The 13,987-nt window shown below is 35.5% G+C and carries 16 protein-coding genes and 1 pseudogene; 15 read left to right on the top strand and 2 right to left on the bottom strand.

All coding sequences use genetic code 11. The features are described from left to right. Nucleotides 1-143 precede the first annotated feature (143 nt). On the top strand, nucleotides 144-827 hold the full coding sequence (locus Q0505_RS08430) for a response regulator transcription factor (protein WP_299211361.1): 684 nt from the start codon (nucleotides 144-146) through the stop codon (nucleotides 825-827). Continuing rightward, nucleotides 827-1,879, top strand: coding sequence for an ATP-binding protein (locus Q0505_RS08425; protein WP_299211358.1), 1,053 nt, complete (start codon nucleotides 827-829; stop codon nucleotides 1,877-1,879). Before Q0505_RS08430 ends, Q0505_RS08425 begins: the two co-directional genes overlap by 1 nt. Nucleotides 1,880-1,936: 57 nt before the next feature. On the opposite strand, the pseudogene Q0505_RS21415 reads toward Q0505_RS08425, so the two are convergent. Continuing rightward, nucleotides 1,937-2,269, bottom strand: a pseudogene (locus Q0505_RS21415) (glycosyltransferase); the annotation flags it as partial. A gap of 705 nt (nucleotides 2,270-2,974) precedes the next feature. Here Q0505_RS21415 and trmB point away from each other — a divergent pair. From trmB to Q0505_RS08355, 13 genes are all read left to right on the top strand, one after another. Then, nucleotides 2,975-3,649, top strand: coding sequence for a tRNA (guanosine(46)-N7)-methyltransferase TrmB (gene trmB, locus Q0505_RS08415; RefSeq protein ID WP_299211355.1), 675 nt, complete (start codon nucleotides 2,975-2,977; stop codon nucleotides 3,647-3,649). 10 nt (nucleotides 3,650-3,659) lie between these two features. Further along, a complete protein-coding gene (locus Q0505_RS08410) occupies nucleotides 3,660-4,289 on the top strand; it encodes a LysE family transporter (protein ID WP_299211352.1) in 630 nt (209 codons plus the stop codon). Beyond that, complete coding sequence (locus Q0505_RS08405) at nucleotides 4,286-4,633, top strand: MGMT family protein (protein WP_299211349.1); 348 nt, start codon at nucleotides 4,286-4,288, stop codon at nucleotides 4,631-4,633. The genes Q0505_RS08410 and Q0505_RS08405 overlap by 4 nt, the downstream gene beginning before the upstream one ends. A 216-nt stretch (nucleotides 4,634-4,849) precedes the next feature. After that, nucleotides 4,850-5,986, top strand: a complete 1,137-nt coding sequence (locus tag Q0505_RS08400; protein WP_299211346.1) for an Mrp/NBP35 family ATP-binding protein — start codon at nucleotides 4,850-4,852, stop codon at nucleotides 5,984-5,986. A gap of 3 nt (nucleotides 5,987-5,989) precedes the next feature. Next, nucleotides 5,990-6,232 (top strand): NifU family protein, encoded by a 243-nt coding sequence (locus tag Q0505_RS08395; protein ID WP_299211343.1) that lies wholly within the window; start codon nucleotides 5,990-5,992, stop codon nucleotides 6,230-6,232. 70 nt (nucleotides 6,233-6,302) lie between these two features. Further along, nucleotides 6,303-7,355, top strand: a complete 1,053-nt coding sequence (locus tag Q0505_RS08390) for an NAD(P)/FAD-dependent oxidoreductase (RefSeq protein WP_299211340.1) — start codon at nucleotides 6,303-6,305, stop codon at nucleotides 7,353-7,355. Between the two features lie 4 nt (nucleotides 7,356-7,359). Continuing rightward, on the top strand, nucleotides 7,360-7,578 hold the full coding sequence (locus Q0505_RS08385; RefSeq protein WP_299211337.1) for a hypothetical protein: 219 nt from the start codon (nucleotides 7,360-7,362) through the stop codon (nucleotides 7,576-7,578). Between the two features lies 1 nt (nucleotide 7,579). After that, entirely contained in the window at nucleotides 7,580-7,909 is a 330-nt protein-coding gene (locus tag Q0505_RS08380) for a 2Fe-2S iron-sulfur cluster-binding protein (protein ID WP_299211334.1), read from the top strand. 159 nt (nucleotides 7,910-8,068) lie between these two features. Continuing rightward, entirely contained in the window at nucleotides 8,069-8,308 is a 240-nt protein-coding gene (locus Q0505_RS08375; protein ID WP_299211331.1) for a helix-turn-helix transcriptional regulator, read from the top strand. Next, a complete protein-coding gene (locus tag Q0505_RS08370; protein ID WP_299211328.1) occupies nucleotides 8,292-9,206 on the top strand; it encodes a hypothetical protein in 915 nt (304 codons plus the stop codon). The genes Q0505_RS08375 and Q0505_RS08370 overlap by 17 nt, the downstream gene beginning before the upstream one ends. A 57-nt stretch (nucleotides 9,207-9,263) precedes the next feature. After that, nucleotides 9,264-10,700 (top strand): DNA (cytosine-5-)-methyltransferase, encoded by a 1,437-nt coding sequence (gene dcm / locus Q0505_RS08365; protein ID WP_299211325.1) that lies wholly within the window; start codon nucleotides 9,264-9,266, stop codon nucleotides 10,698-10,700. A 70-nt stretch (nucleotides 10,701-10,770) separates the two neighbouring features. After that, nucleotides 10,771-11,961 carry a helix-turn-helix domain-containing protein gene (locus Q0505_RS08360; protein WP_299211322.1) on the top strand — a complete coding sequence of 397 codons (1,191 nt, stop codon included), beginning with the start codon at nucleotides 10,771-10,773 and terminating at the stop codon, nucleotides 11,959-11,961. Nucleotides 11,962-12,095: 134 nt separating this feature from the next. Continuing rightward, on the top strand, nucleotides 12,096-12,977 hold the full coding sequence (locus Q0505_RS08355; RefSeq protein ID WP_299211319.1) for a DUF2807 domain-containing protein: 882 nt from the start codon (nucleotides 12,096-12,098) through the stop codon (nucleotides 12,975-12,977). Between the two features lie 36 nt (nucleotides 12,978-13,013). Here Q0505_RS08355 and Q0505_RS08350 read toward each other — a convergent pair whose 3' ends face one another. Then, a complete protein-coding gene (locus Q0505_RS08350) occupies nucleotides 13,014-13,919 on the bottom strand; it encodes a metallophosphoesterase (protein ID WP_299211316.1) in 906 nt (301 codons plus the stop codon). Between the last annotated feature and the right edge of the window lie 68 nt (nucleotides 13,920-13,987).

The following is a 13,987-nucleotide window of genomic DNA, read 5'->3' as shown; positions in this document are numbered from 1 at the left end:
GTTTATGCTTTCGCGAAAGCGTAAATATTTAACCCATTCTTAATATAGATACTGCTTAGGTAACCAACGGAATAAATTATTTTAGTCGTTTATTAAAGAATTTATAATAGACTATATTTATAGAATGAAACCTTGGTACACTCATGAAGAATAAAAACATCAAAATATTATTAGTAGATGATGAGCCGGATATTCTAGAAATTGTAGGGTATAATCTATCTAATGAAGGATATCAGGTAATTACGGGAACCAATGGTGCAGAGGCAGTTAAACTAGGAAAGAAACATAAACCTCATCTTGTGATCTTAGATGTGATGATGCCAGAAATGGATGGAATTGAAGCGTGTGAACTACTACGTAAAAATCCAGATCTTTCTGATACTATCATCACTTTTTTTACAGCGCGTGGCGAAGATTATTCTCAGGTAGCAGGATTTGACGCAGGAGCAGATGATTATATTACAAAGCCTATAAAGCCGAAAGTGCTCATTAGTAAAGTCAAAGCACTATTGCGAAGACTGAAAGAGAAAGAGGAATCTTCTGAGATTATCAAAGTAGGAAACCTAGTGATAGATCGAGAGGAGTATAAAATTATTAAAGATAAAGAAGAGATTGTCTTGCCTAGAAAAGAATTTGAATTACTCTCACTACTAGCTTCAAAACCAGGAAAAGTATTTAAAAGAGAAGATATCTTGGATAGAGTTTGGGGAAATGAAGTGGTTGTAGGTGGCAGAACAATAGATGTACACATACGCAAACTAAGAGAAAAAATAGGCGACGAGTCTTTTAAAACAATTAAAGGAGTAGGATATAAATTTGTAGTTTAATGACAGACGACTTTAGGAGGTCATACGGTTTTTCAATAGTTACAGCGTTTTACGTAACACTTTTTTTTTCGGCGATACTTATAGGCATTGGATATTGGCAAAAAAACATAGATTGGCCTTTCATCGGGATGGTCGCTATATTTTGTTTTATATTTCTTTTTATTATTATTTATTATCGTACTAAAATTTTTATTTACAGGAGAGTAAAAAAAATATACGATGAGGTCACATTACTAGAAGATGCCGAGCTTAAACCTAGAAGAATAACGACCGACTTAAAATCTCTTACTGATGAGGTAGAGCGTTATGCTACAAGTAGGAAACTTGAGATAGAATCGCTTAGAATCAAAGATGAGTACCGTAAAGACTTTTTAGGGAATGTAGCTCACGAACTCAAAACACCATTATTTACAGTACAAGCGTACATTCTCACATTACTAGATGGGGCTGTTAAAGACAAATCTGTTCGTATAAAATACTTAGAAAGGGCAGATAAAGGCGTAGAGCGTCTCATCTATTTGGTGAACGATCTGGATATGATCACAAAACTAGAAGTTGGGGATTTAAATCTTAATTACACGTACTTTGATATCGTAGCATTGGTCAAAAATACTTTCGAACTTCTAGAAATGAAAACAGCAAAAAAGAATGTGACCTTAACCTTTGATCGGGACTATGAAGAACCTATCCTTGTAAATGCAGACGAAGAACGAATCCAACAATTATTGACCAATCTCATAGAAAATTCTATCAAATACGGTAAAAAAGATGGAACCACTGAGATCAGTATACAAGATTTAATCCAAAATAAAGTCCTTATCCGAGTTACAGATAATGGAGAAGGTATTGAGAGAGAGCACATCCCTAGACTTTTTGAACGCTTTTATCGCGTAGACAAGTCAGGTAATCGAAAAGTAGGAGGTTCTGGGTTAGGCCTTTCTATTGTCAAGCATATTATTGAAGCGCATGATGAGAAAATCTACGTTGAAAGCGAATACGGAGTGGGATCTGAGTTTTCTTTCACTCTTGAAAAGGCCGAAAAATTGCCTTAAATCAATGACTTCTTGTTGATCTTCAAACCCTTTGTAAATACATAATTTTGTAAGATCTTTTATTCTAAAATCTTCTTGTATTGCGTACGGCGCAATTCCTTTTTCTTTTAATCTTTTGGCTAAATACTCCTGTTCTGTTTGTCCTGGAGTTGGGATAAAAAAGACTTTTTTCTGCAAAGCTGCCAGATCCATAATAGTCGTATAACCTGATCTTGCTATGACAAAACCAGCACTATTAATAGCCTTTGCAAGTTTATCTGAGGTCAAGAAATTTACAATTTCTATATTTTTTTGTTGATGACGTGTTTCTGCCTTTTCTATGACACCTCTCACAAATAGTACTTTACCATTATACTTTTTTAGTTCAGTTAGCAATATCGTTTCTAGCATAGACCGTTGCGGTTCTGGTCCTGATAAAATAACAAGCGCATCATATTTTTGTGGCTGTGCATCTTTTTTCATTCTACTCAGTAATCCTATATAACGTACTTTAGAAACTGCTTTTTTAGGATGCCCAAGAATACCACTTAAGTTTGAACCTCCTTTGTAATCTGGCACCCAACATTCGTCAAAGCGTTTGATAAAATATTTGTGTAAAAATGTAGTAGCGGCTGTTGTAGTACCACTTAAAACTTGTAATTGATGTGTCATAAAAACAGTAGGAACCTTTGAAGTATAAAGTCCTAATCTGTTATCGGAGATCACGCCATCAATATCATAATGCTCTAAAATCTGTTGTAACGCCTTGTGTTCTTTACGTATAGCTGTTGCTATTTTAGGAATACTGGATAGCATTTTTAGTTTAAAATGCTGTGCTTTTTTTGCGTATTCTATGTCATAGGAAGGAAGTGTAATTGCTTGTAGTTGAGGAAATTCTTTCTTTAAAAAAGCCAACGCAATCCCATCACTAGCAATACTTACCTTGAAGCCGTCTTCTAGCAATGCATCTATAATAGGAATACAACGTGTTGTATGTCCTAACCCCCAATTGAGAGGTGCCACAAGTATATGTATAGCTTTACTCATAAATGCAAATTTCAGATACTTATAACTATTGAAAGTTTCCTTAATTTTACCAAAACATTAAATAGTAGTTTGGGAAGTAAAAATAAATTAAAGCGTTTTCGTGAAAACGAAACCTTCAGTAACGTCATTCAACCAACTCGTGAAGAATTGGTTGATGGAAGTTTTCCTTTGAAAGGTAAGTGGAAAACTGATTTTTTCAAAAATAATAAACCTATTATTTTAGAATTAGGATGTGGTAAAGGAGAATATTCTGTAGGATTGGCAAGAACATATCCAGATAAAAATTTTCTAGGGATCGATATTAAAGGAGCCCGTTTTTGGAGAGGTGCCAAGACCGCACTAGAAGAAAATTTGATCAATGTAGGCTTTATGCGTACACAGATAGAGCTTGTTGATTACGCTTTCGCGAAAGCAGAAATAGCCGAAATCTGGATCACCTTTCCTGATCCTCAAATCAAGTATAAACGCACTAAGCATAGAATGACAAATACAGAATTCTTGCAAAAATATAAGCAGATTTTAGAACCAGAAGGCGTCATTCATTTAAAGACAGATTCTGAATTTATGCATGGATATACCTTAGGACTTCTGCATGGGGAAGGGCATGAGATTTTACACGCAAATCATCATGTCTATAAGAATGAATATTCGCCAAAAGAAGTAGTGGGAATACAAACATTTTATGAAAAACAATATCTTGAGCAAGGAAAACCGATAACTTATATTAAATTTAGAGTTAAATAGCTCAAGACCTTTGGAAATAACCAAACTCTTCTTAATCACTTATTTTGCAGCATTGGCAGGTGTCATCCCACCTGGACTCATTAATATGTCTGTTGCAAAAACCTGTGTCCAACAAGGAAAAAATAGTGGGCTTCTAGTGACGATAGGTGCGTGTTTGGTCGTTGCTTTTCAGGCTCTTATCGCTATTTTATTAGCACGTTATATTTTTGGAAATCCCTTTGTACGTAATATGTTACTGCGTACAGGATTGGTCATTTTCTTAATCATGGCCATTTTCTTTTTTATAAAAGCAAAACGAAGTCATGTAAAGAAAGTGAAGATTTCCAAACATAGAGGCATACGAAGTCTAGGCAAAGGTATGATGGTTTCTGCCCTTAATGTATTGCCTATCCCTTATTTCTGTGCCTTAGGCGTCGCATTAAATGTAAGTGGCAAGGTAGAATATGATGTTATGGCAATTAGCATATTTATTGCCGCAGCCGTATTAGGAACATTTACCGCCTTATATCTATATGTGATCTTCTTTGCGAGGATAGAAAATAGAAGCGCTTCTTTTGCAAAGTACTCCAATTATTTTATGGCGGCATTGATGCTTGTTTTGGTGATTATCACATTAATACGAACGATTTACTTTGAATGAAATACTCGGCAAAAACAGAAAACTTTTTTGATAAGGTGTATGCAGTCACAAAACGCATTCCTTACGGGCGTGTCACGAGCTATGGTGCCATTGCCAAGTATCTAGGCGCTGCTCGTAGTAGCCGTATGGTAGGGTGGGCGATGAATGGTGCAGGAAAACATCCAGATGTACCCGCGCATAGAGTAGTGAATAGAGTAGGATTGCTTACAGGTAAAATGCATTTTGGAAGCAGTAATGCCATGCAACAAATGCTTGCAGAAGAAGGCATTCAGGTAGAAGACGATCAAGTCGTCGATTTTAAAAAACACTTCTGGGATCCTGTACTAGAGCTAGGGATGGACTAAAGCTATTTGGGTTACAATCTAACAGTACTGGCTGTTCTTTCTTAGATTCGCTTTCGCGAAAATTGACTTACACTTAAGCAGAAGCATATTCACAAATCCTTAACTTTTGGGATGACATAAAGTACTTTGTACTTCTTACTTTATGCGGTATCTTTGCATTTAGAATTAGTCTAAGTAAGGTTAACAATTTTTAGACGATCCTTTTTAAAAAAAGAAATGAAGCTGAATAAGAAAGATATCCTAGAAGCATTAAGGACAATAACAGTTCCTGGAGCTGGAGAAAATATGGTTGATAGTGGTGCAGTAACAAACGTTTTGACGTTTGGAGATGAGGTCATTGTAGATATTACAATTAATAATCCAACTCTGCAAGCACGTAAAAAAACAGAAGTTGAAATTATGAAGGTTATCCACGAGAAAGTGGAGCAAAAAGCCCAAGTAAAAGTAAACTTAAAAGTAGACGCTCCTGCTCCCACACAAAAAAATGAGATCAAAGGAAAAGCTATTCCTGGGATTAAAAACATCGTCGCCATTGCCTCTGGTAAAGGAGGTGTAGGTAAATCTACCACCACAGCAAATATTGCAGTAAGTCTCGCAAAAATGGGCTTTAAAGTAGGCGTACTAGATGCCGATATATACGGACCATCAATTCCTATTATGTTTGATGTCACCCATGAACGTCCACTCTCTGTAAACGTAGGTGGGAAATCCAAAATGAAACCTGTTGAGAGTTACGGTGTAAAAATATTATCTATAGGCTTTTTTACAAAACCAGATCAAGCTGTAGTATGGAGAGGCCCTATGGCAGCCAAAGCATTAAATCAGATGATTTTTGATGCTGCTTGGGGAGAATTAGATTTCTTATTGCTAGACTTACCTCCAGGCACGGGAGATATTCACTTAAGTATCATGCAATCCTTACCCATTACCGGAGCTGTGATTGTAAGTACACCACAAACAGTAGCACTTGCAGATGCAAAGAAAGGAGTCGCTATGTTCCAACAAGAAAGCATTAATGTCCCAGTACTCGGTATTGTAGAAAATATGTCCTACTTCACTCCAGAAGAATTGCCAGATAATAAGTATTATATTTTTGGAAAAGAAGGCGCAAAAAACCTTGCCGAAGATCTAGATGTACGACTTTTGGGAGAGATTCCGCTGGTGCAAAGTATCCGAGAAGCAGGCGATGTAGGACATCCAGCAGCATTGCAAACAGGATCACTACTCTCTAAGGCGTATGAAGAACTTACCAAAAATGTTGTAGAAGAAACCGTACGTCGTAATAAAAGTTTGCCTCCTACAGAAGCAATAAAAATAACCACAATGGCAGGATGTAGCGCCGTTAAAAATTAGGGTATGACAGATCAAGAATTAACTCAAAAAGTAGAAGACGCGCTAGAAGAAATCAGACCATTTCTTCAAAGTGATGGAGGTGATATTACCTTACTCGGTATAGAAGATGGAAAGATAGTTCGTGTGCAATTAGAGGGTGCTTGTGTAGGATGTTCTGTCAATCAAATGACCTTAAAAAGTGGCGTAGAGATGACTATTAAAAAGCATGCCCCTCAAATAGAAAGCGTGATTAACGTCGTCGCTTAAATTAGATATCATCTTTGTAATAAATGTATGTGTACATCCGCTTTCGCGAAAGCGTACTTAACAAGAATCAATGATTAAAACAGATATACTCATTATAGGAGCCGGCCCTACAGGACTCTTTGCTGTTTTTGAAGCAGGGCTTTTAAAGTTAAAATGCCACCTTATTGACGCTCTTCCTCAACCCGGAGGACAGTGTTCAGAAATCTATCCTAAAAAACCTATCTACGATATTCCTGCATTTCCAGAAGTACTCGCAGGAGATTTGGTCGATAATCTGATGAAGCAAATTGAACCTTTTCAGCCAGGATTTACATTGGGAGAACGTGCAGAAACCATAGAAAAGCAAGAAGACAATACCTTTATTGTCACTACCAATAAAGGCACAAAACATCAAGCATCTGTAGTTGCTATTGCAGGAGGGTTAGGAAGTTTTGAACCCCGTAAACCAATCTTAGAAAACATCACAAGTTTTGAAGATAAAGGTGTTGAGTATATCATTAGAGATCCTGAATTTTATAGAAATAAAAAAGTGATTATTGCGGGAGGTGGCGATAGTGCACTAGATTGGAGTATTTTCTTATCAGATGTTGCGAGTGAAGTGACATTGGTACATCGCCGTAATGAGTTTAGAGGAGCCCTTGATAGTGTTGATAAAGTACAAGAATTAAAAGATCAAGGTAAGATTACGCTTATTACACCTGCTGAGATTACAGCACTTTCTGGGAACGAACATCTAGAAAGTGTGATCGTAAAACGTGGAGAAGAAGAGATGGAGATTGCAGTAGATCATTTTATCCCTCTTTTTGGACTCGCTCCCAAATTAGGTCCCATCGCAGATTGGGGACTTGAGATCGAAAAAAATGCCATCAAAGTAGATAACAGTCTTGACTATCAAACCAATATTCCAGGGATTTATGCGATAGGAGATGTAAATACGTATCCAGGTAAATTAAAACTGATTCTTTGTGGTTTTCATGAAGCGACACTCATGTGTCAAAGTGCCTATCAGCGAATCTTTCCAAACAAAAGATATGTGATGAAATACACAACTGTAGGTGGTGTTACTGGATTTGACGGGAGTAAAAAAGAAGCACCTAAAGCAGTTGTAAAAGCCATAGAGTAGATATATGCAAAATCCCAGTATAGCTAGTATTATTGGATTTTTTGTAGTTGTCCTTACTGTAGGATATGTCCTCCATCGGATCCTCTCAAAAACAGGAATCTATAAAAAGAAGATTAAAGGCAAGGGATTTTTCTCTGGTTTTTTATACACCATTGTTCTCATCGTAGTACTCTATATCGTATTGTTAGTTATTTTTGGGATACTTAATTTAATAGACTTTTAATATGTCAGACATAACCATACATATCACAGATAGAGAAGGTACTACCCATACTGTAGAAGCCCCTACAGATATGAATATGAACCTAATGGAGATTGTTCGCTCGTATGAGTTGGCTCCAGAAGGAACCATTGGAGTTTGTGGAGGAATGGCAATGTGTGCCTCTTGCCAATGCTATGTAGAGAGCGATCACGAATTGCCTGAAATATCTGACGATGAAGATGCCATGCTTGCCGAAGCATTCCATGTAGAAGACAATAGCCGATTGGGGTGTCAGATCCACATGAATCCAGATCTAGAGGGGCTTAAAGTACGATTAGCACCTGAGAGTTGATCTTACTTTATATTTTCTGCTATATTGAGTTATTTTATAAAGTCCTCACTAGCCTGTTACTACCCAATAGTTATAGAAATACTAAAATAAAGATTGCTAATTATAGTCTGTAGTATGATTTGAATACTAAAGGTAGCTTTATGCAGACTTTAGTTAGCAATGGAATCTAAACACGAAATACTAAATTTATTTGGAGAAAACGTAAGGAAATACAGGCGCTTACTCAATATTTCACAAGAAGAATTAGCTCATAGAGCAGAACTTCATAGAACTTATATTGGAATGATTGAAAGAGCTGAAAAAAACATTACCCTCGTAAACATTGAAAAAATTGCTAATGCTTTAGAAGTCAAAATTGAAGACTTATTAAAACATAGCGATAATGCAAATATCCACTGAAGAACTAAACTCAAAACTTAATGCGTTCGGCATTAATGTTATTCAAGTACGTGAAGATTTAAAATCTTCTGAAAAATACGTTGATTTAATTATTACTCAAGAGGACGGCTTTAAATGGGAAGGGTCTATTCCTTATTTTTATCGTAGAACAGGTCTTTTTATTCATGAAATTGAAGAATTAGTAAAGTATTTAAAAAAAGTGAAGATATATTTCACTAAAGAAAATATCAAGAAGTTTCAAAGAAATGAAAAGAAGTATTGGAAGGATAACATGATGAATAGTGACGTTACAATTCACTTTTTTAACGAATTAATTAAAATGAAATGGACTACTACATTTCCTCAAAATGACAATCCGCAAAGAAGGATTCAAGCTATTAAAGAAATGGGGTATACAATAGCTTCAAAGCGTTTGGGTAGAAAAGCAGCAAGATTAATTTTACCAATACCAAAAGGATTAGGAACAGGGTATGAATATATGTCAGCTAAATTCAAAAAAAAAGCCATATCAGTTCTTGGATATATAAATGTCTATGAATTAAGTAAAGCTAATAAGCATGGTCTATTACCTGATCATAAATTCCCTGAAATAAGATGGGATTTAGAAACCAGAGCAGAAAATCCCGAAGAAATGCCTAATAATGAAATTAAAGAGAAATTTCAACTTGTAGATAATCAGAGAAATCAACAGAAACGAGAGGTTTGCCGAAAGTGTTTTCAAACAGGAGAAAGAGGGAAACTTTATGGTATGAACTTCTTTTATGAAGGTAATGAAAAGTGGGATGCAGATATTCCAAAAATAGGAAAAGAAGCCGAAAAAGGATGTATAGGTTGCGGATGGTATGACATTCAGAAATGGAGAGAAAGTTTAAACGAGTTAATAGAAAACAATAAATAAAATTGCATACTAAAGTTATCATTTTTTTGTAGCTTTGCATCAACAGTAAGAAACAATATGACTAATAATTTAACATTTGGCAGTGTTTGTTCAGGTATTGAAGCTTCTCAATTAGCTTTTAGTCCATTTGGTTTTAGACAAATATGGAGTTCAGAAATTGCCGAATTTCCTTCAAAAGTACTTGAATATCATTTTCCTGATATTCCTAATGTTGGAGATATGATTAATATTCCGAATTCAATTTTAAATCGAGAATATGAAGCGCCTGACCTTTTTTGTGGAGGCACACCATGTCAAGCATTTTCATTAGCAGGGTGGAAAAATGGACTTGCTGACGAAAGAGGACAATTAACCATGACTTTTATTGAAATTGCAAATGCAATTGATAAAATAAGATTAGAAGATGGGAAAGATAAAAGCATTGTTCTTTGGGAGAATGTGGAAGGTGTATTGAATGACAAAACAAATGCTTTTGGAAATTTTATTGCAGGTTTAGCAGGTTTTGAGGAAGAAATTAAGGTTAGTAAATGGACTAAATCAGGTTATTTAGAAGGTAAAGAAAGAAATGTTGCTTGGAGAGTAATTGATGCCAAATATTTTGGACTTCCACACCAAAGAAAAAGACTATATGTGCTTGCAGGTGGTAAAGACTTTAAACCTGACCAAGTGCTTTTTGAATTCAACAATAAAGATATTGTAAAAGAACTAAAATTAAAAGCTAAAAACGGTTCTTCAAATATCCCAAATTTATTCTCAACAAAGATTCCAGAAAAAGAAACAGAATTAGTTTTTTACAAACAAGGAGTAAAATTTGAAATGTTCAGAGAATACACAGACTGTTTATATGCAGCTTACGGCACTAAATGGAACGGAAACGCAGCAGCCTACAATGGTTCTCTATATGTGTCAGAGAACGATAAAATTAGACGATTTACACCTTTAGAATGTGAACGTCTTATGGGTTTTCCCGACAACTACACAAAAGTTAACGGAAATAGCCATACAAATAGATTTCAAGCAGTTGGTAATTCTTGGGCAGTTCCCGTAGTTAAATGGATTGGTAGCCAAATAAATACTTTTCTTGATATGAAAACTGAGAATTTACTTAATGAATGGCAAAAAGCTATTCAGCCCCAAAAGAACAAATTAAATGCATTGTTGTATCTACTTGAAGGAACAAGCCAAATTAATCAATCTGAATTTTTAAACACTTCTAATGTTCCAAACAATCCAGTTTTTGGAGATTTAAAAGATATTGTTGAGCCAAACCATGCAATAGACAAATTTTTTTTAAGTCCTAAAGCTTGTGCAGGAATTTTAAGACGGAAAAATGAACGTAGCATAAACATGAATTCTGAGCTAGAAGCTTTATTGAAAAAAATTAGTAAAGATGAGAAAGTACAAGCCAAGAATAAAAGCCAGTATATAAAGGGGGTTAAAGCCAATAAGGGTCTAGTTATAGATCCCGAAGTTATAGCGGTTAATCAAGGGTAGTTTTTTCAAAAGCTAGTGCTAATTGTTCCTTTACTAGCTATTGTCTAACTGATTTTTATAACTTTGAATAGTGTTGATCAACCTCCTTATAGAATTTCCTAGTTTTAATGTATACAGTACACCATTGCTTGTGTTGGTATTACAAGGACTTATTTTTGCCTTTCTTCTTTTTGGAAAATACCGTAAGAAAAAAAGCATCTCCTATCTTATTTTAGCCTGTATCCTTCTCATTACATGTTACCATCGTACTACCTATACCATAGGGTTTATGGATTGGTATGATACCTATAGAAATACAAAGATTAACTATTACCTTATTAACTTAGAGTTGATTTTAGTGCCACTGATCTACTTTTATGTAAAAAGTATTACCGTATCAGATTTTCGTTTTAAGAAGCAACACATTTGGCACTTTATTCCTGGCATTGTTTATTTCTTATTAAAGGTGATTATTTTAGCGTATGACGCCAGCCAACTTGGATTTTCAGAAACTCAAAATGGATACCTCGTTCAGAATTTTGAATGGAAATATGTAGCGCCTTTTCACTCTATGGTTTCATACATTCAGATGATTGTATATCTCGTTTTGACATTGCAGTTATATGTAGCCTATCGCAAAAATATCCAACAGTATTTTTCAAATACGTATACGTTAGAACTTAATTGGATTCGTAATTTTTTATTGATTTACACCGCTTTATTTATCTATGATATTGGTCAAACTATGGTAGATATTTCCATCACAGAATTAAGTTGGATGCAAAAATGGTGGTTGCAATTTTTAAACGCACTCGCTATTATTTATATAGGTATCAAAGGCTATATGACCGATACTGATAAACTCAAGGGTTTAGATTTTAATATCACAATAGCTTCTCCGTTTCATTCGGAGGGGATAAAAAGAGAGCTTCCGCTTTCGGAAGAATTACAAGCGAGCAGGCAAATGGTGAGTGATTATTTTGAGTTAGAAAAACCCTATCTGGATCCTGATTTGAATTTAAATACGCTTTCGCGAAAGCTAAAAATGTCCCGTTCCCAAGTATCTGAAGTCATCAATGAAGGCTTTGGTAAAAACTTTAATGATTTTGTGAATTCCTATCGTGTTGAAGCTGTAAAGCAAATGTTGCAAGAAGGAAAACAAGAGCAACTATCTCTACTAGGAATCGCCTATGACTGCGGTTTTAATAGCAAAGCTACCTTTAATAGAGTGTTTAAAAAGATAGCACATACCTCTCCTACAGAGTTTGTCAACTCTTTATAAAATTCTATTTCTTCTCGTTTTTTGACGTATTGAGACGGCTCAAATCGTATATGAGACCTATCAAAATGTTATGAGACGTGGGAACCGATTGTTTTAGGCAATTTTGACCTGTCAAACAAAAACAATTAAAACACATGAAAAAATTAACGTTTATACTACTTCTTGTTGGAATGACAGGTGTAGCACAAGTAAAAGGAAACAAGAATATCACCACAAGAACCATAGATATGCAAGGCTTAACAGCTATTGAGATGGGACTTTATGCACAGGTAGTCATCGATCAAAATGCAACAGCAGAAATGATCATTACCACAGATAGTAATCTCCAAGAACTTATAGATACTGAGGTGGTCGATGGCATCCTCAAACTAGCACAACTAGAGTGGATACAACCCTCACAGCGAATTAAAATCACCATTGGGGCTCCGAGTCTTACAAGACTACAAGTCGGCGTTAATGAAACGGTGTTGCTTAAAAATGTAGATCGGGAAGCGATCTCGCTTATGGCGCTTAACGGGGAGATCGTAGCTTTTGGGAAAGCCAACAAAGTAGGGATAGGTGCAGAAAATGGAACGGTGAATGCTTCAAAACTTGAGGTGAAACAAGCCAACGTGAATATTTGGGGTCATGGAAAAGCGATAGTAAATGCCACAGAACTTGTAGAAAGTACCCTTGATAAAAATGCACGTTTGGAATTTGTACAGCAACCCGAAAAGGTAATAGGAGAAACCAATACTATAAGTGAGGAGGCAAAGACCGCTTTCGCGAAAGCAAAATACATAGACATTAAAATCAAAAATAATTCTTGGAATCGTAATCACTTTGTCGTTAAAGGCCCTAAACAAGACGGAAGCTACTTTGGCTACGGTTTCCCAATGATGCCAGGCACTGTCAAAAAAGAACGATGGACTATAGGAACCAAAGTGTACAAAGTAAATAAAATAGGAGTCAAAAAACTATTGGTTACCATTACCGAAAAAAATGAAGGTGAGACTTTAGAACTTTTCAAATCGTAGTTAACAAGAAATATAGAGGACGGAGAACTGAGTTTTTTATAAAAGAGGCTCAGTTTTGTATGCAATCATCTCTTTTGGTCCCTCCAGTAAAACACGATTGACTCTAAGTGTACCATCACTATGCGTTGAGATATGCCATTTTATTAACGAGATAGCACCATTTTCTATTTCTATCCCTGTAATACTTCTAGGATGTACACAACTACCATCATTAAAAAAAGCAATGTCTCCAGGTTCTGGAAAACGAGGTCTGTGCGTATGACCCGTAATGGTCATAAGATTATTATTCTCTGTAATCCACTTTTTTAAACGTCGCTCTACTTTTATAAGTTCTTTGTAATTTTTAGCAGGGCTGGTAGGATCCGTAATCCCAAAAATCTGTAAAGGCTTCCATAAGACACGTACAAGAAATCGATTGAATCGCCATGCGTGATAGTTGATCCAGTCTGCTTGATGTCCGTGACATAAAAACAGCTTTTGCTGGGTATCAATGTGTTGTAAAACAAGAGCTTCATGGTATTGTAAATCTCTAAAAAGAATTTCTTCTCTACCATCTTTAGGATCAAAATAGGTAGTCAAATGCTTCTCTACATAGCTTTGATCTTTGTAAACCATATCGTGGTTTCCCCATATTAAATACAATCTATTTTCTACATGAAATTTTTGAAGAAGATGATACACGTTTTTATGCGCCTTGAAAATCGTATCAAAAGAGTTGTGTTCCCATAACTCGTCTCCATCACCTAATTCAAAATAGGTAAAACCCTCTCTATAGTAATGGGTAAGCGCATGGAAATAAATATTTTCATTACGCGCAAAATCATCAGCAAAGCTTTTATCTCCACGATGACAGTCCGAGAAAAAGATCATTTTATCGGCATTGCTATAGTGGATCACTTTAGCATTTTTATAAGCCCTATCTAAGCGTTGACGAGAGTTCATATCGTAAAGATGCAAAAAACTATTGTAGTACTATACGGAGAAGGTTTTTTCTTTTGTTATTATACGAA

The organism is uncultured Dokdonia sp., from assembly GCF_937910895.1.
In the GTDB taxonomy this organism is placed as follows: domain Bacteria; phylum Bacteroidota; class Bacteroidia; order Flavobacteriales; family Flavobacteriaceae; genus Dokdonia.
This window is presented reverse-complemented; position numbering and strand designations above follow the sequence as displayed.